The 20,390-nt window shown below is 66.8% G+C and carries 13 protein-coding genes; 6 read left to right on the top strand and 7 right to left on the bottom strand.

What is annotated here, in order from left to right; genetic code table 11:
* Window positions 1–163: 163 nt before the first annotated feature.
* From V3W47_RS16570 to V3W47_RS16585, 4 genes are all read left to right on the top strand, one after another.
* Entirely contained in the window at window positions 164–1,573 is a 1,410-nt protein-coding gene (locus tag V3W47_RS16570; protein WP_331826335.1) for a J domain-containing protein, read from the top strand.
* Window positions 1,574–1,785: 212 nt separating this feature from the next.
* Window positions 1,786–6,915: a hypothetical protein gene (locus V3W47_RS16575; protein ID WP_331826336.1), complete on the top strand. Its 5,130-nt coding sequence runs from the start codon at window positions 1,786–1,788 to the stop codon at window positions 6,913–6,915.
* A 77-nt stretch (window positions 6,916–6,992) separates the two neighbouring features.
* Complete coding sequence (locus V3W47_RS16580) at window positions 6,993–7,991, top strand: hypothetical protein (protein ID WP_331826337.1); 999 nt, start codon at window positions 6,993–6,995, stop codon at window positions 7,989–7,991.
* 123 nt (window positions 7,992–8,114) lie between these two features.
* Window positions 8,115–9,077, top strand: coding sequence for a tyrosine-type recombinase/integrase (locus tag V3W47_RS16585; RefSeq protein WP_331826338.1), 963 nt, complete (start codon window positions 8,115–8,117; stop codon window positions 9,075–9,077).
* Window positions 9,078–9,151: 74 nt separating this feature from the next.
* On the opposite strand, the gene V3W47_RS16590 is transcribed toward V3W47_RS16585, so the two are convergent.
* The 3 genes from V3W47_RS16590 to V3W47_RS16600 all read right to left on the bottom strand — a co-directional run bounded on the left by V3W47_RS16590 (window position 9,152) and on the right by V3W47_RS16600 (window position 14,682).
* A complete protein-coding gene (locus tag V3W47_RS16590; RefSeq protein ID WP_331826339.1) occupies window positions 9,152–10,642 on the bottom strand; it encodes a hypothetical protein in 1,491 nt (496 codons plus the stop codon).
* A 98-nt stretch (window positions 10,643–10,740) separates the two neighbouring features.
* Window positions 10,741–11,463, bottom strand: coding sequence for a M48 family metallopeptidase (locus V3W47_RS16595; RefSeq protein ID WP_331826340.1), 723 nt, complete (start codon window positions 11,461–11,463; stop codon window positions 10,741–10,743).
* Between the two features lie 30 nt (window positions 11,464–11,493).
* A complete protein-coding gene (locus V3W47_RS16600) occupies window positions 11,494–14,682 on the bottom strand; it encodes a type I restriction endonuclease subunit R (protein ID WP_331826341.1) in 3,189 nt (1,062 codons plus the stop codon).
* Window positions 14,683–14,798: 116 nt separating this feature from the next.
* On the opposite strand from V3W47_RS16600, the gene V3W47_RS16605 reads away from it, so the two are divergent.
* Window positions 14,799–15,419: a type IV toxin-antitoxin system AbiEi family antitoxin domain-containing protein gene (locus V3W47_RS16605; RefSeq protein ID WP_331826342.1), complete on the top strand. Its 621-nt coding sequence runs from the start codon at window positions 14,799–14,801 to the stop codon at window positions 15,417–15,419.
* Window positions 15,416–16,255: a nucleotidyl transferase AbiEii/AbiGii toxin family protein gene (locus tag V3W47_RS16610; protein WP_331826343.1), complete on the top strand. Its 840-nt coding sequence runs from the start codon at window positions 15,416–15,418 to the stop codon at window positions 16,253–16,255. Before V3W47_RS16605 ends, V3W47_RS16610 begins: the two co-directional genes overlap by 4 nt.
* A gap of 14 nt (window positions 16,256–16,269) precedes the next feature.
* Here the strand turns inward: V3W47_RS16610 and V3W47_RS16615 are convergent, their stop codons facing one another.
* The 4 genes from V3W47_RS16615 to V3W47_RS16630 all read right to left on the bottom strand — a co-directional run bounded on the left by V3W47_RS16615 (window position 16,270) and on the right by V3W47_RS16630 (window position 20,244).
* Window positions 16,270–16,917, bottom strand: a complete 648-nt coding sequence (locus V3W47_RS16615; protein ID WP_331826344.1) for a GyrI-like domain-containing protein — start codon at window positions 16,915–16,917, stop codon at window positions 16,270–16,272.
* A gap of 83 nt (window positions 16,918–17,000) precedes the next feature.
* Window positions 17,001–17,507 carry a hypothetical protein gene (locus tag V3W47_RS16620; protein WP_331826345.1) on the bottom strand — a complete coding sequence of 169 codons (507 nt, stop codon included), beginning with the start codon at window positions 17,505–17,507 and terminating at the stop codon, window positions 17,001–17,003.
* 106 nt (window positions 17,508–17,613) lie between these two features.
* The gene (locus V3W47_RS16625) at window positions 17,614–18,576 is read right to left on the bottom strand and encodes a hypothetical protein (RefSeq protein WP_331826346.1); all 963 of its coding nucleotides are present in this window, start codon (window positions 18,574–18,576) and stop codon (window positions 17,614–17,616) included.
* Between the two features lie 66 nt (window positions 18,577–18,642).
* On the bottom strand, window positions 18,643–20,244 hold the full coding sequence (locus tag V3W47_RS16630) for a hypothetical protein (protein WP_331826347.1): 1,602 nt from the start codon (window positions 20,242–20,244) through the stop codon (window positions 18,643–18,645).
* Window positions 20,245–20,390: the final 146 nt, after the last annotated feature.

Below are 20,390 nucleotides of genomic sequence, written 5' to 3' on the forward strand. Positions count from 1 at the left end.
GCGCCATCCACGGACCCTGCGCCCCCCGGCCCTGCTCGTGTCCCCGCGTGCTTTGCGCGCCCTGTTGTCGGAACGTCCCGTTGCCTTTGTCTGGGGGAACCATGCCCGTACTGATCCAGCCGTTCCGACCCCTCCCTGGTCCCCCTTCTCGGGAGTCGCACTGATGGCGGCTCGCCGTGTGTCTCCCGGACAGCGGGTGTCGCATCTCCTCGGTCGGCTGGGTGCCCGGGGCGACCAGATGTTCCACGTCCCCGGCCTCCGGCTGGCCCGCCCGCTCCTGGCCGCCAGTGCGGCCTTCACGGTCTTCCTGATCACGGGCGTGGCCTTCCAGCGTGACCCCTGGCTGGTGGTGGGCGTGCCGCTCGCCCTCTTCCTGCTCGCCCTGTGCCTGCTGCCCCGGATCGAACGCCTGCTGGCCGTGGGGTGGCTCGCGCTGCCGTTTGCCCTCTCTCGCCTCTTCCCGGACGGGGGCTGGGTGCTGTGGATTCCCTTCGTCACCCTGGTCGCCCTGGCGTTCTTCGTCAGTCAGCGCCCTACCCTCCCCTTCGATGCTCAGCTCGGTCGCCTGCGGGGGGCGCTCGGGGAGGGGTGGAAGGCCTACCTGCCACGCAACATGTGGGCGCACGACGACGCGCGGGTGCTGGTCAGCCCCGAGGGGCAGACCTTCCTCGTGGGCGTGACCTTCGGTCGCGCCGTGCAGCAGTACGGCAAGCCCTTCGTGAATTGGCAGGGCGTGACCCAGGAGACCGTCCGGGACCTGGCTGCCCAGGACTGGGGCGTCGCCGGCGACGCCCAGAAGGTGCTGTGGGTGGTCCGCCCCCGCCGGGCACAGGGTGACTACCCCCCCACCGCCGAACACGGGGTGACGACCGTCATCGCCACCGCCGCCGGGCTGGCCACCCAGCTCAAGAGCTGGGCGCAGATGCGTCAGAACCTGAGCAGTTCCCCGTCTCCTGCGTCTCCTCCGTCTCCTGCCCCCATGTCGCCCTCCGAGTTCGGGCGTGAGGTCGAGACGCAGGCGGCGGACGCGGTGCAGAAGGCGTTGCCGCCGGACTGGAAGCTCCAGCGCAACGTGCTGCTCGCGGTCGGCGGGGACGCCGACCTGCTGTTGATCTCCCCGGCAGGAACGCGCTTCGCGGTGGACATCAAGTCGCGGCTGGACTATATGAAGCTGGATACCCCCCGGGGGGAGCGGGCGAAGAGCTGGCAGGAGATTCACGATCAGGTGCTGCGGGCGGCCCGGCAACTGGGGGCGATGCCGGTGGTCTGGCAGGCGCTGGCGCAGGAGGAGCTGTACAAGCAGGTCGGGGAGGTCTGGTGCGTGCGTGGGGCACCGGACGGCCTGCACATGGCGTTGGCGGTGATCGAGAGGCAGGAGGCGTCGGGGCGTGATCCATATGAGGTGCTGGGGGTGCGGCCCTCGGCCTCGCGGGACGAGGTGCAGGCGGCGTACCGGGCGCTGGTCAAGCAGTACCACCCTGACCGGGTGGGGCATCTGGGCGAGGAGTTCCGGCTCATGGCCGAGCAGCGGATGCAGGAGATCAATGCCGCCTACCGCAAGTTGATGGGGTAAGGTCAGCGCGCCCAGCCCTTTCTCGCAGATAGGCCCTTTACAGACTCCTAAGCAGGTGCGGGACTCCGGTTGCACCTCATACCTCATCTGCGGCCTCAGGGCCCCGTTCCATTCCTTAGAATTATGATGTGATGCTGTCAAAGGTTGAGGGAATGCTCGTTGAGGTGCGGTCAGCACTTACGACGGCTCTGCGTGCGCTCGAGGAGCGACGTGTGGACGCTACGGTCGTGGATGCACATGGGCGACTGGATGATCTGATCAGCGAGTTCAACACACTCCGCGCCGCTGCCGGGCTCTCCACCGACCGGATTGACGACGTGCTGGTCTTCAGCGAGACGTTGAAGCTGCTCAACCAGGTGCTCCTTCTGCGTGGGGGAGAGAGTGGGGAACTCGAGAAGCTTCAGGAACACGTCCAGCAGGCGCTGCGTCATCCTCCCCCCGGGCCTGAACTCGTCGCTGTCGTCAGGGCGTTGCTCGTGACGCTGCGGTTGGCAGACGGTGACCCCCGGGAGGCGCGCCGAGCGTTGCGCGACCACTACGACCTTGCCATGGAGGCGGCGGCGGGGGAACTGCGTCTGGAGACTGGAGAGAAACCGGCAGCCGTGGCTGATCCCCCCGAACCGGTTCCAGTGGAGGTTGGTTCGCGGCTGACTCCGGAAGAATCCTCCCGAGCAGACATCCCGGATGAAGAGGCGTCCACTCCCACGCTTACCGCTCCCGCAGATGTGAGGCTGCCACGGCCGTCGCAGGCCGCAAACATGATGGCCTGGCAGTTGAAGCGGTATGCCTCGGGTCGGAGAACCATCGTCGGCCGCGTGCCTGTTCAGACGCTGGCGGAGCAGGACAACTCTCCGCACACCGGGGCGCAGGACTCGGTTGCGGTGTTGGGAATTGAGGAGGTCGAGGTCGAACAGGTGCCCATGGAAGATTCTGTGACGCCTGCTACGCCCCCGGAGGAGGGGTTCCCCACGGTGCAGGTGCAGGAACTGCACGCGCCACCAGAGCCTACGTCCGCTCCTGCCGTTCTGGTTGGACCCAACCAGCCCGACGGGTCGTCGGGCATGCACGATGGGCGCCTGTGGGGCCTCACTGCGCGTGGTGAAGTTGCGCTCGCCTATCACATCGCCACAGCCCTCGGCTGCCCAGAGGAAGAGCGCGAGCTCCTGCGCGCCCTGGTGTACGCCGATGGGATGGCTGGCCCCCTTGATGAGGCGACCGAGGCCTTCGAGGTCGCTGCTACGGGCATGCAACTCGTCACTGCTCATCCCGCCTCGCGAGCGCTTCAGGTCGCGGCTGCACTCCTTCCCGCTCTGGTGGGAGCGTCCAATACCGCTGTGACCGTGTTGCGGGAGGCACAGGCCGATGCCCAGACGCCCATCTTGGCGCGTGACGTTGCCCAGGCGTTCGTCCGCGTCAATGACGCCCTCAACACGGCGGACGTCCTCTCGGCCCTGACCGCGCTGCCCGAGGCGCGCGACACCGCGCGGCGTGCGGAGCGCAAGCGCGACCTGAACACGCGGATCAACGAGACTCGCCGCGACTGGCCCAAGCGCACGGTTGCCTACCAGGGGGCTTCCCAGGTGTGGCGTGCCCTTTGGTATCCGGATGCCCTGCTCGGACAGGCATTCGCGCAGGCGGTGGAGACCCAGGCCCGCGTGGAGGCCGACTGGTCCGACGCCGACCTCGACCGCCTGATCGACGAGGTGCAAGTCGCACACGATCCCAAGGCAGACCGGATCCACAGCAAGGCCCGTGACAAACTGACTTGGTACCTGCACGAGGCGCGCGCCCTTCTGCAGGAGTGGAATGCGGTGTGCGGCCGGGCCTCGGACGATTACCGCGCCGTCAAGCTCGGCACGTTCCTCGACGAATGGCGTGACCTCGCGCAGCGCGTGGAGCAGCGCACACCGGAGGAGGACGTGACCCTCGAGGCGGCACTGTCGACCCTCGTGAGGCAGTTCCGGCAGGCGGACGGTGCCGTGAACGGCCATCCCCGTGTTGCAGTCCACCCGAACGAACTGTTGCGGCGCGGTCTTCTCCGCATGGGCCTCATGCCTCAGGACGACGGCATGGCCCGTGAGAAGGACGTTGCCTTGGGTCTGTATGAGGAGCGGGCCGAGGCAGCGCTCCATGAGGTGCGGTCCTGGGACGCTGTCCTTGACGGATATGTTCAGACGGGCGACTTTCGAAGTGCCTACGCCGTCCTCGAAATGCTCGATGAGGATGAACGTGCTGCCAGTCGCGGAATGCTCGACCGCGAGGTCGACGAGGTGAGCCGGGGGCTCAGGCGGGCCGTGGCACAGGGTCGGGCGGACCTCGAACGTGCCCTCTACCAGGGCCTGCTGCCCGAGGAGATCGCGCGGGATCTCGAAGCCCGTCTCACTGAGCTGGGGCAGCGGCTTGACGACCCCCGTGGCCTTCGAACAGCAAGTGTACATGCCGAGTTACGGGACACCCAGGAGACGTGTGCGCGGTACGCGGGGAACCTCACGCTCATCCTGCGAACCCGCTTGGAGGGCCTGCAGACCGATCCGGGCGTGGTGGCCCTCGTGGAGCGGCAGCTTGAGCGCGGGGATTTCCACACCGCACAGGAGTATCTAGGCCTGCTGGAGCGGGGTGAGACATTACCTGAGGAGCCGGGTCCCGCCCTGCTAACCCTGCTGCCCGCTGCTCTCGGGCAGGCGGACAAGCTCTATGCACAGGGTAGCCGCAAGATGGTGCAGGACGCCACCCTCGGCGCTCTGCGATTCCTACCGCACCAGCACGCCCTCTCTGCCGAGCGACAGAAGAGCAGTGTGCGGCTGCTGGAGAAGTGGTTTGACCTGTTTAGCCCGGTCACTCCGGCCAAGGTGAAGTCCCTCCTCGAGGGACTGGACTTCACAGTGAGGCAGGTGGAGGCGGACAAACGGCTCGAGCGACTCTTCGTGCTGCGCGGCCCCGAGATTCGCGATCGCCGCATCATTCCTGCCGCTCTGTTCGGTTCCCAGGCGTCCGGCCAGTACCGTGTGTACGTCACGCCCCACACCAACATCGGCGTGCGGCAGGTGTTCAACCAGCTTACGAACATCCGGGAGCCCGTGATCGTGGCGTACAACGGGCGGCTCTCACTCGAGGAGCGCCGTGAGGCCGCTCGGCTGTGCCGGGAGAGCGCGCGCACGGTGGTGTTCGTAGACACCCTTGTGATGTTGCTGCTCGCAGCGGAACCGGATGACCGCCGCCCCGGGCTGTTCCGGTACACGTTGCCCTTCACGTGGTTCGTGCCGTTCACGTCTGTGGCAACCTTCATCCCACCTGAGATGTTTTACGGTCGCGAGCAGGCACTCGACGCGCTGCTCGACCCACGCGGCGCGAACTACGTCTTCGGCGGGCGCCAGCTGGGCAAGAGCGCCTTACTGATGCAGGCGGTGGAACGCGGTCACGCGCCCGAGCGAGACACCATCGTCTGCCGGATCGACATTAACTCCATCGGATTGGGTGGCCGTGCCGCAAAGGACATCTGGGCGATGATGACGGCCGAACTCGCCCAATACGGCCTGGTGGACCCCCAGACTCTGACGGCGGGAACGTTTGTCAGGAGCGTACGCGGCTGGCTTGGTGCCAAGGTAACGCGGCGCGTGGTGCTGCTTCTGGATGAGGCTGATGGTTTTCTCCGCCAGGACGCCGGTGAGGACGGGAGTGGGCCGTACACTGAGATCAAGGAACTCAAGGCACTTATGGACGGCACCCAACGCCGCTTCAAGGTCGTGCTGACGGGCCTGAACAACGTTGTGCGCACGTACGCGAAGAACAACTCCCCCCTCGTTCACTTAGGCGATCCCATTGAGATCGGTCCGATGGTCGAGGGTGCCGAGCGCCAGGCAGCATCTCAGCTTCTCACCGAACCTTTCGAACTGCTCGGTTACACCTTCGAGCGCGTCGACCTGGCGTACCGCATCCTGGCACGCACGAACTACTACCCCAGTCTGATCCAGCTGTACGCCGACGCGCTCCTGCGTGACCTGCAGAGGCGAGGGGAGAACGTGCCGACGGTCATCCGGGACGCGGATGTGGACGCCGTGTACCACAGCCGCGTGCTGCGGGACCGAATCCGTGAGCGCTTCCTCTGGACGCTTGGTCTCGACCCGCGCTACGAGGTCATCGCCTACGCACTCGCCTTTGAACTTGACGAGGAGAACGTCACGCTCAGCGGTGGAGCCAGCCTCGACCAGCTCTACGACTGGGCCACATCCTGGCTGCCCCGAGCTTTCGAGGGGCAGGTGCCGACGACCCGCGAACAGTTCAAACCACTGCTCGACGAGATGGTGACCCTGGGCGTCCTGCGCACCGTCGGGCGCGCGGGCGATTATTACACCTTCCGCAATGCCAACGCCAAGCTCCTGCTGGGCGCTGGCGAGCAGATCCATCACAAGCTCGTGTCCCTGCAACCCCGGATGGAGCGCGAGGCGCGCCTTGGACCTGCCAGCCGCCGTGAATCACTGCCCAGGAAGCCGCACCTCGCGGCTCCACTCGATGTCCGCCAGCTTTCCGAAACGGTCGGGTATCAGCACGGAGTGAGCGTCGTGACAGCCTCGGTCGCCCTGGGGGCAGCACGCCTGCCGGACTTTCTGCGGCACCTGCTGGGTCAGAAGGCCGTCATTGATTCCCAGGCTCACGACCTGAACACCTTCAAGACGGAACTGGAGGACCTGCGCCGCGTGGGAGACGGTGCGCTGCGCCTGCTGTTCGTTCCATTCACACTGCCGTGGGACGAACGTTGGCTAGAGGAAGCGGACGGGCGCCTGGGCGGTTTAACCCGTCAGCGGGACGTCCGACGGGTCGTCTTCATCGCCGACCCTGCACAGTGGAGCCGGACACGCGAGAGCGGCGTGCTCCGACAGGACGGCTTGAGCGTCGTGCACGCGCGGCCCTGGACCCCGTATGAGGTGTGTGCCTGGCTCGAACAACATCTCCAGGTCAGTCGAGACGATCTGCTAGACCGCATCTCTACACGAACGGGCAACTGGCCCTTCCACCTTGATCGCGCATTCCGGAATCTACTCAATGGCCAGGACGACGAGGTGGCCGTACCACAGCTGGCAGAGCGAGCTACTGCGAACGCCCGTCTGGGCGAACTCGGCCTGCGACCCATAGACCGTCGCGTCCTCTCGGCCTTCGTGTCAGGCGGTGCGACCTCGGACGACCACGAAACGGTCGCCATCCTCGCCGAGGAATTGGGCCTTCCTCCTCAGACGGTCCGCTCAGTGTTGGAGACGGGCGAGGTGTACGCCTGGGTCCGGCGTGACGCCGTGGGCCTGCAGGTGCCTCCTGTGCTCGCCGAACTGCTCACCCTCGTGCCCACCTGATGGACGTCTGGTCCCTGCCCGGTCCGGCTGCGCTACTCGATGAAGCGAGACGTGCAGCTGCCAGTAACACTCACGTCGTGTTCGTGCTTCCCCACCCGCGGCTGCCCCTCGACCTGTGTTCGGTCCTGCGTACCCAGTCGCCGTACTTCAGGGAGGTGCGGGTTTCAGGGAACGGAACCCTGCTTGACACCCTCGTGGAGACGTTCAGTTTGCCGCCCGGTGTGCCGGTGAGTGTTCGCCGGCTGTGGGAGCACCAGCCTGCCGACGGTTCGGGCCTCGCCGGGTCCCTCGTCTGGGTGAGCGGGGCCTGCCCACAGGAATTTCACGCATTGTCCGTAGAACTTTCGGCCCTCAACGCCTCCGCACAGCCCTACGAGCACGCGATCCTGCTCACGGCTGCCGAGCGCTGGGAACAACCTGGACACGCGGCGGTCCGCACCCTCACCTGGGACGATGCAGTCGGGTCGCTCGATGTACAACTGCTTGCGGCACATCTGCTACGTGATCACGTGCCGCCGTCCCGACTTTCGTTCATGAGTCTCCTCGTCGCACAGCTGGCGTTGTACGACCTCGACCTCGTCCCGGAGCTCGCCCGACTCCCCCTTGATGACCTCCTGCAGCCCGAAGCCTTCCTATGCGGTGTCGCGCAGCGACGGGGCTGGAGCGTGGACCTGCCCGCCTCATTTGAGGTGGGCAGCCTGGGCATGATCGACGGCGCCGTACGGCTGCACTCGGCACGTAAGGCTCTTGACGGCTCTCTCAGGCGACGGGTGTGGCGTGCTCAGGTAGCGGCCTTGTGGCCCGCGTTGGAGGTACGCCGTCAACGGTTCGTTCAGGAGTATCGCGACCTTATCACCCCCCACCTTCCCCTGGTTCGGGGACAGGGGCCCCGCCCCCTGAGGGTCGAGTCTCTTGATGACGTCGAATTTACGGACCTGGCAGATCTGGCCACGAAATATCAGTCCCTCTGGCCAGGCGATATGTCTTCCACCTTCAGGGACTTCGCCTACTTGCGCAATGATCTCGCCCACCTTCAACCACTGCGCCGGGACGCGGTGGAGCGACTGTTGGGTTGAGACGAGATGAATAGGGAGGATCGTCCTGTTAGGGGTACGACCACAACCCTTCATGGGATGTGGAAGGTTCAACGACCAATCTGCCGCTAAGTGGTCTTAGCGTAAGGTAATCTGACCGGTACGATGAGTGCTCCCGAACGCCCGACCAGCCTCCCCCTCGCTCTGGTTCAGACGGACCCGCTGACCTCCGCCCGGGGGTGGGCCGACCTGAATCCGGAGGAGCGGCGACGGAGGGCGGTGGTGGCCGCTCATCACCTGGACCGGGAAACCCTGTGGTCGCTCACCGAGGCGCATACGTACCTCTACGGCTCCGCGGGGGCCGGGCTCTCACCCAGAACCAGACGGGCGTACCGGGAGGGGCTCGGCAAGCTGCTCGGGCACGCCGAGCGGACGGGGTTCAGTCTGATCCGCCCGGAACGGGACGCGGGGGCCTTGTATGTCAGGTCGCTGGAAGCGGCTGGACTCGCGCCGTCGAGCGTGCAGGTCCACTTGGCCGCCGCCCGCGCCCTCTTCCGGGCCCTGCGCTGGGCGGGAGCGACGGCGCTCGATCCCTTCAGTGATGCCCGCCCCGCGAAGGACAAGACGGCGGCCTGGGACAAGCGACAGCCCTACACCGATGAGGAGGTACAGGCCCTGTTGAAGATGGCCTCGCCCCGCGACCGGGCGCTGATCCTGCTGTGTGCCCACGGCGGTCTGCGCATCGAGGAGGCGCTGAAGCTCAGGTGGGAGGAGGTCGACCTGACCTGGGGAGTCATCACCGTCCGGAACGGCAAGGGAGGCAGGATGCGGCGGGTGACCATGACCCGCAGCCTGGTCGGGGCCCTGGGTGAGCTTCCCAGGGAGAAGTGGGTCGTCGGGGGAACGCAGACGGCGGCCCGCCAGCGCCTGCACGTGATCGCTGCCCGGGCGGAGACCCGCTACCGTGGCTGGCACGCCTTCCGGCATTACGCGGGCACACGGCTGGTCCGGCAGACGGGCAACCTCGAGTACGCCGCCCGTCATCTCGGGCACAGCAGCATCGAGACCACCCGCGTCTACGCGAAGTGGAGTGACCGGGCGCTCGACGACGCCCTGGCGGGATGGTGAAGACCCACCGGGGGCGTGAGGAAGGACAGATGGTACGAGGGGAAGCCATCGGCTGGAGCGATCTTCAGCCCAGGTCACTTCCCTGGACGACGTCTGTTGCGTCGTCGGCTCCGGGCGAGCGGCAGTGCGCTGATGACGTGTTGCGTGATGCTGGCCGCAAGGCGCCGCAGGCTCGCCTCGCAGTTTGTGCGGTTGGGGGGATTGCGCTCGATCTCGCGCCTCAGCCGAACGAACTTCTGGGCGTGCAGAGGAAGGATCAGGCCGCCCAGATGCCAGCCATACTCGCGTTCCCGCTGCCGCCAGGACTTCTGCTGGTCCTCAAGGAGCGTGAGCAGCGTCATGGAACGAAAGCTCGCCTGCACGGCGGGATCATTGAATTCCCGGGGGTACTCGCTGATGCGGCGGTGTTGAGGGGAGGTTGTGTGGTCCCGGGGAGCTTCCTGAGGCGGTCCCTTCGGCCGCGTCCTGGACGGTGTGGGTGGTTTGGCGGAGGTGGACGGTCTGGTGCCAGGCGGAGACGGGAGGGCAGCACCGGACTGGCGCAGGTCCTCCTCGCGCACGATGGGGGGCAGGCTCCCCGGCAGGCCACGTGCGAACTGCTCCAGAGTCGGTGCGCGGATGACGTATTGCCCCGACTGATGCGGGTCGGGCATCGCGCATACCAGCGTGTACACCGGGTGCGAGACCTGGGGCGGAACCGGCACACGCACGCCCTCGTCGTTCTCCCAGGTGCGGATCACAACCTGCCCCTCCGCTCGCAGGGCAACGAACCCGATCACGGTCTCTCCCTCCCGCACGTCCCGGGCTCCGGCCTCCGAGGTGCGAATGCGGACCTCCACCTCCCGCCAGGAGATCAGGCTGCCCGCCGACCTGCGGATGGCGGCGGTCCGGGATGAGCACCCACGCGCACAGTGGTGGCCGCGCATCACCCCACCCGACTGTGGGTCCAGCAGGTGCGGTTCGCCGGATCCCGGCATGAACAACCACACGCGCCGCTCGCACAGGCGGCAGTCCAGGGGATAGAACAGGCCACGGCGCAGGTTGTTGGCGCGGCTGAGTTCTTGCAGGAACTCCAGGGTGGGCTTCTTCTGGTCGTACTGCCCTTTGATCACGGCCTGCGGGATGTTCCCGGCGTGGGCGTACCGGCTGTGCGGACCGTGCTGTTCCAGATCCTCGAGCACATCCCGGAACCACTGCGCCTGCCGCTCCGGCATCCGTGTCAGGAAGCGGCGCGGGAAGCTGGCACTTTCCCCCTTCACATGCTCGGGGGCGTGAGGGCAGTCGTGCTTCGGCCACGGCCAGCCCAGGTCGTCGAACAGGACGACGCTGCCGTACTCGTTCACGTAGATGTAGATGTCCTGCCCGCAATACCAGCACTGTGTGGGGACGCGAAAGGAGGTGCGGTGCCGCACGGCGACCTGGCTAAGCAGGCTGGGGTGGTGATTCTGGTCGCCCAGCAGGCCGTGATGCCAGAGGGCACCGTACCCGCCAGAGCCCGCTCCCAGGTGGCCCTCACCTCCCCAGCCGCAGGTGCACCCCGGAGGGTGGTTGTATGCGTTGCACATGGCTCAGCGTAAGCAACCGGAGGAGGGCGCGTGAGCAACTTTGCAGCGATGCCAGGGGCGCGTCGCCGCGGCTTCTCAGGTCCACACCGGTCGCGACTTCATGCCGTCAGCTCGACCAGCCGGTTCAACCGGGCCCGCCGCGCCTTCCAATCGGGCAGCAGGCGTCCCAGCAACGCGTAGTACGCCGCCGAGTGGCCGAACTCCGCGGTGTGACAGAGTTCGTGCAGCAGGACATAGTCGATGCAGTCCCGGGGCGCCTGGACCAGCAGGGGGTTGAAGGTCAGGCGTCCGGCGCGGGTGCAGCTCCCCCAGCGGGTCCGCATGGCGCGCAGGTGGAAGGTGCCGTCGTGCCGGATGCCGAAGGGCGCCGCCTGCTCCAGACACCGGGTCATGCGTTCACTGAGGACCGCCCCGGCCTGCGCCCGCAGCCAGGCGTTCAACACCTGTTCCGCCCGCCCCGGCGCCCGCACCGTGACCAGCAGTTCCCCACGCGTCACCCGGACGCCCTCCCCCTCCCCGGTCAGCACCCGCAGGCGGTGCTGGCGCCCCAGGTAGCGGTGCGTCTCCCCGCTCACGTACCGGCGGGCGGGCAGGGGAGGGGGCAGCGCCGCCAGTTCCCTCTGCTGCCTGAGAATCCACGCCCCACGCCCTTCCAGCCGCCGGCGGATCTCGTGCTCCGGCGTGTCCAGGGGCGCGACCGCCCGCACCGTCCCGTCGGGCAGCACCTCGATGCTCAGCGTCCCGCGCTTCCGGCGCACCACCCGGTACGGGATGCGCGTCGTGCCGTACTCCGCGATGCGGGGGTCAGGCGAGGTCGACATGGGGGAAGAGGAGTGCGTCGCCGACCCCACTCAGGCGTCCCGGTGCCGGGCGACCGACAGCACCCTCTCGAACAGGGTATCCCGGACCGAGTGCGGAATGCGTGTGCCGAGGTGCCGCTCCAAGTCATAAAGGTGGTCGTCCAGCGCGTCGATCATGCGGTTACGCACCCCGAGGTTCGTGTGCCAGTCGCGGATTTTGAGCGCCTCGATCCTCTCCTCGAAGGTCAGCGCCGCCGTCGTGAGGTGGTCGCCCAGGCCGTCCAGACCCGGCAGCAACGGCCCCAGCCCGTCCTGAAGCAGTCCCAGGTACGCGCGGGCGGCGTCCCGGCCCCGCAGGCGGTCGTCCCCCTCCCCGCCACCCTTCTCCCGGGTGAGGCGGACGAGTTCCTCGGCGCGCCGGAGGTACTCCAGATCGCCCAGCCGCTCGGCGCGGTGGTCCGCGATGGCCTCGTCCACGAGTTCGGAGAGGCGCTTGTAGAAGACCGGGTCCTCCTCCATGCGCTCGGTGATGGCCCGGCGGATGCGGCCCGCCATCGTATCCGCCCGGGCCGCGTCGCCCTCCACCGCCGCCAGTTCCTCGTCCGAAGCCAGGGGGTCGAAAAGGCTCACCGGTTCGGCGAGCTGCCGCACGCTGTCGGCCCCCACGTGTTCCTGCACGAGCTTACGCAGTTGGGCCTCCAGGGGACCGAAGTCCACGCTCTCCCCGTAACGCCGCTTCACGGTGGTCCGCAGGTTCAGAAAGAAGCGCAGGTCCCGGAGGTAGGTCTGGCGGGTGCCTTCCGGGGTGGCGTCGAGAAAGCTCGGCGTGGAGAGGGCCAATTGCAGCGTCTTCGCGAAGGCGGTCAGCGTCTCATAGAACGTGTCGCGGCGGTCCTGGGGTTCCAGGTGCCGCTGCAGCGCCTCGAGGTCGTGGCGGTTCACCCCCGCGAACACGTCCCAGACATGCCCGTGCCGCGTGGGCAGCAGGGCGATTTCCACGTCCACGCCCTCCAGCGTCCCCGCCACGTCCGCCGGGTCGAAGCCCTCCGCCTCCAGCGCCGCGTAGATGTCGAGCGCCTCCTGCAATTCGCTGAAGATGCCCCGGTAGTCCACGACCAGCCCATAGTCCTTGCCCTCGTACAGGCGGTTCACCCGGGCGATGGCCTGGAGGATGTTGTGCTCTTTCAGGCGCTTGTCGAGGTACAGCACCGCGTTGCGGGGCGCGTCGAAGCCCGTGAGGAGCTTGTCCACCACGATCAGGAGCTCCGGCTCCCCGTCCCCCTTGAAGGCCTCAATCACGCTCTTCTGGTAGTTCTCCGGTGTGCCGTAACGTCCAAACATGTCGCGCCAGAAGGCCTGCACCTCGGGCACGTCCGACTCGTCCACGCTCTCGCGTCCCTCGCGGGTGTCCGGAGCGCTGATGACCAGGCCCACACTCACCCGGCCCCAGCGCTCGAAGATCCTCTTGTAACGCACCGCGTCGAGCTTGCTGCCCACCGCGAACTGGGCCTTCAGGCCGCGCCCCCCGTACGTCCGGGCGAAGTGCTCGCCGACATCGTAGGCGATCTCCTCCAGCCGGGAGGCCGCCCCCAGCACGGCCTGCGAGGTGCGGAACTGCCGCTTCACGTCCGCCCGCTGCGCGTCAGTAAGGTCCCGGGTGACCCGCTCGAACCAGCGGTCGATCTGCTCCTGGGCGCCGCGCAGTTCCGCGTGCCGGGCCTCGTACTTCAGGGGCGTGACCGCCCCGTCCTGCACGGCACGGCTCATGGAGTACGCGTGCAGGATGCCGCCGAACTTCTCAGCGGTGCTCTTCTCCTTCCTGAGCAGCGGCGTGCCCGTGAAGCCGATCAGGCAGGCCTGCGGCAGCACCGAGCGCATCAGGGCGTTCGCGCTCCCGTACTGGCTGCGGTGGGACTCGTCCACGAGGACGAACACGTCCGCGCTCTCCACCTTCAGCCCCTCCCGGGCGACCGTCTCGAACTTGTCGAGGACGGTGGTGACCACCTGCGTCCGCTCGGAGGCGAGCAGGTCCAGCAGGTGGCGGCCACTCCCGGCCTTCACGACGGCGGCGCCCGTGTTCCTGAAGGTGCCCGCGATCTGCTCGTCGAGGTCGATCCGGTCCGTCACGAGCACGATGCGGGGCGCCGCCACGCCGGGGAGGCCCGTCAGCGCCCGGGCGAGCATCACCATCGTCAGGCTCTTCCCGCTGCCCGTGGTGTGCCACACCACGCCGCCCCGCCGGGCGCCGCCGGGCGTGCGTTCCTGCACCCGCCGCACGGCCTCCTTCACCGCGAAGTACTGCTGGGAGCGGGCGGCCTTCTTCACCCCCGCGTCGAAGACAATGAAACCCCGGATGAATTCGAGCAGCCGCGCGGGGGCCAACAGCGACCCGATCAGGGCGTCCTGCGCGCTCGGCAGACGGTCGCCCTCGTGCCAGACGCGGTCCAGCCTCGACCGCAGGGGCTCGTCCCGCCAACCCAGGATGGCCCGCCGCACCTCCTGAGGGAGCGGCGTGCTGACGAGTTCCGTCACCCGCGCACTCACCTGGGGGTCCTCCTCCCGCCAGGTCGCCCAGTACCGCGCGTCCGCCCCGGTCGTGCCGTACCTCGCGTCGTTCTGCGCCACCGCGAGCAGGAGCTGGGCGAACGAGTACAGCAGCGGAATCTCCTCCCGGGCGTGGTTGCGCAGGGTCTGCGAGATGGCCTCCGCGACCGACCCCTCCAGGTCGGGGCGCTTGCACTCGATGACGGCGAGCGGAATCCCGTTGCAGAAGAGCACGATGTCGGGCCGACGGGTCCGGGTGCTGCCGCTGCGCTCGACCTCGTACTCCTCGGTGACGTGCCAGGTGTTATTCGCCGGGTGTTCCCAGTCGATGTACCGCACGCTGAAGCTCTTGCGGTCCCCGTCCACCGTCTGCTCCACGCTCGTGCCGAGGGTCAGCAGGTCGTAGGCCCGCTGCGCGGTCGTGTACTGCGCCTCGAAGGGCAGGGCGAGCAACTGATCGGCCGCCTTCTGCAGGGCCTCCTCCGTGAACGGCAGCTCGCGGTCCAGGTAGTGCACACGGTTCAGGCGGGCGAGCGACGCCAGCAGCACGTCCGTCAGGATCACCTGCCCCCGGCGGCCCCGCCGCAGACGCAGCGCCTCCCCGGGGCTCAGGAAGGTGTAGCCGAGCCCCACCAGTTCGGCCAGGGCGGGCAGTTGGCTGGAGACGATCTCACGGAATTCGGGCGTGCTGGACAAGGCGACCTCCGGGGTGCCGTCAGCCTACCGTCCGGGCGGCGTCTCGTCGGACGCAGTTGCGCGCGAGGCCGGGGGGGAGCATGGCAAAAACATTACATATTCTGTAATATTCCTGCATGTTTGCGGCTTCCGGCACCACCAGTCAGCGGCGGGCGGCCCTCTTCGCGGTGGCCGACGGGCAGGCGGGGTACTTCACGGCCAAGCAGGCGGAGGCGGCCGGGTACTCCCGCCGCATGCACACCTACTCCGCTCAGCAGGGAGCCTGGCGGCACGTCGGTCACGGCCTCTACCGGCTGGAGCAGTACCCGGATACTCCACACGAGCCGTACGTGCAGCTCAGCCTGTGGAGCCGGGACCACCAGGACGAGCCCCAGGGGGTCCTCGGGTTCGACACCGCCCTGATGCTCCACGACCTCAGCGACCTGATGCCTGACCGCGTCCACCTCGTCGTGCCCCCGGGGTTCCGCAAGCGCCCGCCCCCCGGCGTGGTGCTCCATCGTGGCGTCCTGCCGGAGGCCGACCTCCAGCCGGCTCAGGGCTACTGCCTCACCACCCCCCTGCGCACCCTGCTGGACCTTGCGGGGAGCGACCTCAGCCCCGAGCACCTGCACCAGGGGCTGCGCGAGGCGCTAGAGCGCGGCCTGGTTCGCCGCCGGAAGCTCGAGGAACGCCTCGGGGACCCCACCCTCGACCCCACCGCCCGGCGCCGTCTGCTGGCCGCCCTGGAGAACTTGTGAGGTACAGGACCGCCCGCGACTTTCGCCGCGCCCTCAACGACCGCCTGCGGGAACAGGCCGGGGCGGGGGAGGACCTTGCCCGGCTCCAGCGCCGCCTCGCCTACGAGCGCTTCCTGGCCCGCCTGTTCGCCGTGGTGGGGGAGACCTGGGTGCTCAAGGGCGGGTACGCCCTCGAACTGCGGCTGGGGGGCCGGGCCCGGGCGACCAAGGACCTGGACTTCCATGCCCTGGGCGGTGCCGACCTCCTCGACACCTTGCAGGCTGCCGCCGAGCAGGACCTGGGCGACCACTTCCGCTTCGTGGTGCAGCCCCCGGAACGCGGCACCCTGGGGGGACCGCCCGAGGGAGGGCAGCGCTTCCGCGTCCAGGCCTTCCTCGACGGGACCCTGCCCTTCACGACGTTCGTGATCGACGTCGGGCAGGGCGACCTGATCTGGAGCGCCCTCGACCGGCTGCCCGCCCGGGTGGACCTGAGCTTCGCCGACCTTCCCCCGCAGGCCTTTCCCACCTACCCGCTGCCCGAGCACTTCGCCGAGAAGCTGCACGCCTACACGCGGCCCCGCCCCGAGGGAGGCCGCACCCGGGTCAAGGACCTGCTGGACCTGAGCCTGATCATCGGTGAGCTGCACCTCACCCCCTCAGCGGAGGTACTCCGGCTCGTGGAGGCGGTGTTCGACCGGTACGGCTCCCATTCCCTGCCGAACGAGGTGCCTGCTCCCCCGGAGGACTGGCGCGGTCCTTACCGGGCGCTGGCGGAAGACCTCCTCCACCCCATCACGGGGATGGAGGAGGCCCGGAATCAGATCCAGCGTTTTCTGGAGGCGTGCCGAGGTTGAACCCTTACAGAGCGTCAGGGTTTGATCGGTATCCAGAACTGCAGTTCCACTGTCTCGGAGCGGCCCGTGTCACCCGGTGGGTAGACGGTGATGTTGGGGGCGTCGGCCCGCACATACTTCGACGTCTTCCAGAACGTTTTGGCAATGCTATAGCGCAGGTTGCCGATATCGGCCCGCTGTCCGCTGAATGAGAAAACGGCGTAACGCTGAGGGGGCAGCACGAGAACCGTCATTCCCGGCGGCACGAACCGCGTCGTGCTGACCTCCACGGCAGGCATGAAGTAGAAGTTCCCTCCCCCGGCACCGAAACAGACTTCATACCCGGAGAAGCGGTTGGGCGCCCCAACATTGGTGAACGCTGAACTCCGGTTGGTCTTGCCCTCAAGCTGGACCATGCGGGACGACAGCAGCGACCATGCCTGGGGAATCTTAGCGAAATCGGCCTGCTGGTGAGCAGCCAGGTGTGCATTGATTCCAACCAACTGCAAACGGCCTTTCGTTTCGATCCGCGGAGTTGGCACAGGTATCAACCGGAACAACTTCTCCTCCTCGGGCGTGGCGTCGGGACATCCCGACTGCTGGCTGGCCAGGAAGGTCTGCGCCGCGGTGGTGGACGAGAAGAGGGCCGTGGCCATCACCGAACACCAATAGGATGCGCCCATGCAGCTTCTCCTTTTCTTTCAGCAGTGAACCTCTACGGGCCTGCGCTGCCGCGAATCGGGGCAGTTCCGCCTCGGGTACACCTTCAACGCGGTCTTCGGCTCACGACCCAGCCCGCCACCGCACGAAAGGCGTACCGCAGGCGCTCTACTGCCAGGCCCTCCACGGCCTCGCGGGATGCTGCGACACCGAGGTCGGTTCCACTCGCGAGGCTTACCCAGTACGATTGGCCCAGCCGCCGCACCGCCCCCTGGTCCCGCGTGACGAAGGCCGTGTTCAGTTGTGGTACTGCAAAATTCAAGGTAAACGACCAGGTGACCTGGTCTCCGGAAGGCAGGTTCCAATAATCCACATCCACGTACGGCACCACGAAGCACCGCCGCCGGTCCGTTTGTGCGTCACCGAAAATATTGGCGTGACCGGCAAACGCCGCGAAGTTCCCTACTGCGGCACTCAGGGCCGGCAACTCCGTGCTGTTTTCGACGATGTTTACCCGCAGGCGAGGCGCGCAGTAGTCACCGGGCCGCAGCGCCAGCAGGTTGTCGGTATTTCCAACTTGAAGTCGAGCGTTCGGGTAGGCGTTGGCGGACACGCACATCATCAAGAATAAGGAAACACTGCGCGTTAAGAACATCACGTTCTCGCTCCAATCCTTTTGACGTAAGGCTGATTCTGGAACGACCAACGGGCCCTGTGCCTCACAGTAGATGGGGCTGGCGAGCCACTTGTAACGCCACTACTTGTGCAGGCGAAATGATATTCGCCTTCACGGTTTCAACCAACGTGAGAACAGCGAACCACGACACCAGGACTGCCACTGCGCCCGTTCCCAGACCAATGATCGCGGGCCAGGGCACCGCAGTTCCCCACTGGTCGGCGGAGAGGCGGGCGAGCAGGAAATACAGCAGATACAACCCCCCGAAACTCCCGAACAACGTGAACGCGGACGCGAGCAAAAATCCACCCACGCGCCCCACCGCCTTTTCTCCTCCCCCGTCCGGCAGAACGCGATTGAGAGAGAGGCGGTAGAACAGGGGCCCAACACCTGCACAGGCTGCAAACACCGCCGCCAGAACCGGCACCAGCACCGAGTTGGGTCCGTCCAGCACAGCCACACCCGACACGCCTGTAAAGAGCGTCGCGATGACCGTGAAATTGGAGATCCACATGGCGTCGGCCTTGAACTCCACCTCCTTCATGCGCTTCCCTACGCTGCTCCTCAAAGCGACCAGTACGAACCCCATCACCCCCAACGTTGCGAGCAACGGGAATGCCCACAGCCAACGGGACGCCGTGAGGCGGTAGCGTTCGTGATACAGCGTGACCGGCACAACCACACCATTTGCGCCCGACCCGACTGTCAACGCCCCGGTCAGCTTCCACCCCTGAGGCGTTGAATCGGGGAACGTCTCATTATTTACACCCAGGTTGGCCAGATCCACCTCGTGCAGGGTCGTGCCACTCTTCACATTCAGAGACACCAGGCGGGTCTGGTCGTCGATGCCTGCCCCAGAGAGGCGCACCTCGACCGTCGTGGGCTGGCCCGCGTTGTACAGGGTGAGCGGCACGGGTTTCGACGAATATTCACTCCACTCCTTGGGGTCACTGACACTTACCTGTCCTGCCGCCACACCGACCCACCAGCACACCACCAGCAGCATCCACCGCATCTCCCAAGCCTCCTTCCACATCCGAGTGACGCCACGCGGCGTGCAATTTTCCTCCGCTCACCGGATTTGCAGGCGGCACGCCGTCCACGGGTGGTCGAATGGGCCGAAGTATTGCGAGCCCTGTCGTACTTCGCACTCGCCGTCCAGACCCCTCGCGATCACGTGGTCGTACCCGAACAACCCGTACGATCGCGGCAGGCTGCTGAGCATCTGGAACGGCCGACTGGACATGCGGGGTTCTACGCCGCATGACGCCCCCGCCACAGGCGGCGCTACCCACGCGTAGAAGGCGTCATGCAGGATGTCAGGCAGCAGTGCGCACCCGTCGATATTGAAGTCACCCGCCGCCACAACCAGCGGCGAGTACTGAATCTCAGCGAACAGGGCCTGAAGCTGTTCGCTGCGGCATACCGCACGTCGTTGCACGTTCAGAAACTCCAGCCGAGCTGTGTTCCCAGGGATAAGCAGGCGTTGCAAGGCAGCGGCCAATTCGGCTCCAAGTTGCGCCACAATGGCGTCGAAGTGCACGTTCACCACCCGGAACGGTCGCCCCCCAGGACCAACAGGGCGTGCCAGCACGCTGAAGTGCCCCGTGTCCGTTGAACAGGCCGCTGGACTCTGCTTCACCTTGGAAAGCTCAAGCACGCCCCGCCTGGCCGCCGTACATTCGTACGCAGCACTGCCATCAGCCTTCTTCGCGCAGAGGGCCCGACCATAATCCAAGCCCTCCAAAATCCGCTCTACCTGCGGTGGTCCATCGGCTGTGCAGGTGTACCGGCCCGCGTTCTTGTACTTTGCATCTATCTCGTCACAGCGGTCGTCGAGCAGCTCTTGCAACACGACGAGGTCTGGCCGTGTCAAGGCGATCTCCTCACGCACTGCCTGCTCCGCACTTGTTCTGCACAGTTTGAAATTGAACGGCGGGCAATTGGCGTTTCCAACGTTAGCTTGCAACATCAACCAGCCTTCACTGGGCAGAACTGCTTTCAGGTTGGACGACCCCTGACAGCGGCCATTCACGGCATTGTGCCCCACAGGACAGCGACAATACCCGTTGACACGCCCGATATCGTTCTTGAAACTGACGAACGCACCCGAGACACTGCCATTCAGGCACGCCTCCAGCAGCTTGTCGGGTGGGGGCCTGACGGTAACTGCCCACGTGACGACACGTCTCGCAGTACCCGACACGTCCAGGCTAAGGGTCGCGAAGCGCGCGCCGGTCCGTTCGTCGAGCGTCTCGACGAAGGGCACGACACGTTCTACACCGTCTACCTCGGTGGTGAACTCCACGTCCTGGTCGAGCAGGTCACGGTCGAGCGGCACGGTGACCTGTGCACCTGTCGTGGCCGGCACACCCGTGAGGTCCAAACGGTACAGCCGTTGGAAAAGGACGAGGCCGTTCGCTCTGACCTGACCGACCGCACTCAACCGCACTATCGCCAGCGCGCCGGGGACCTCGGGCAGTTCCACCACTGCCCCCGTTAGGCGAACGATCCCGTTGCTCAGGACAGCAGATTCAGTGCTGTTGGGGATCGTGAGCGCGACCCGAGTCCGCGTGAGCACATTGAGGCGGTCGGTCAGGTTCGTACTCGAGGGAAAATCCAGCCGCACCGGCACGAGGGGTGGCGTCAGCGTGGGCCGGATCAGGGGCGGCACGGCCGGGAGGGCGGTTACCCAGGGCCCAGGCACGCTCACGCCAGACGGGAAGCCCGGGGGATTGGGCTGGGGGAAGGGCAGGGGGGGGAGTTGCGGGTTCGGCGAGGGTCCGACGGGAAACGGCAGAGGGCTGGTCCCCGGATTGC

Source organism: Deinococcus sp. YIM 134068 (genome assembly GCF_036543075.1).
GTDB classification, from domain to species: Bacteria; Deinococcota; Deinococci; order Deinococcales; family Deinococcaceae; genus Deinococcus; species Deinococcus lichenicola.

Coding starts and splice junctions, on each gene's coding strand:
- V3W47_RS16570 (WP_331826335.1), top strand. CDS start 164: ATGGCGGCTCGCCGTGTGTCTCCCGGACAGCGGGTGTCGCATCTCCTC.
- V3W47_RS16585 (WP_331826338.1), top strand. CDS start 8,115: ATGAGTGCTCCCGAACGCCCGACCAGCCTCCCCCTCGCTCTGGTTCAG.
- V3W47_RS16590 (WP_331826339.1), bottom strand. CDS start 10,642: ATGTGCAACGCATACAACCACCCTCCGGGGTGCACCTGCGGCTGGGGA.
- V3W47_RS16595 (WP_331826340.1), bottom strand. CDS start 11,463: ATGTCGACCTCGCCTGACCCCCGCATCGCGGAGTACGGCACGACGCGC.
- V3W47_RS16605 (WP_331826342.1), top strand. CDS start 14,799: ATGTTTGCGGCTTCCGGCACCACCAGTCAGCGGCGGGCGGCCCTCTTC.
- V3W47_RS16615 (WP_331826344.1), bottom strand. CDS start 16,917: ATGGGCGCATCCTATTGGTGTTCGGTGATGGCCACGGCCCTCTTCTCG.
- V3W47_RS16625 (WP_331826346.1), bottom strand. CDS start 18,576: ATGCTGCTGGTGGTGTGCTGGTGGGTCGGTGTGGCGGCAGGACAGGTA.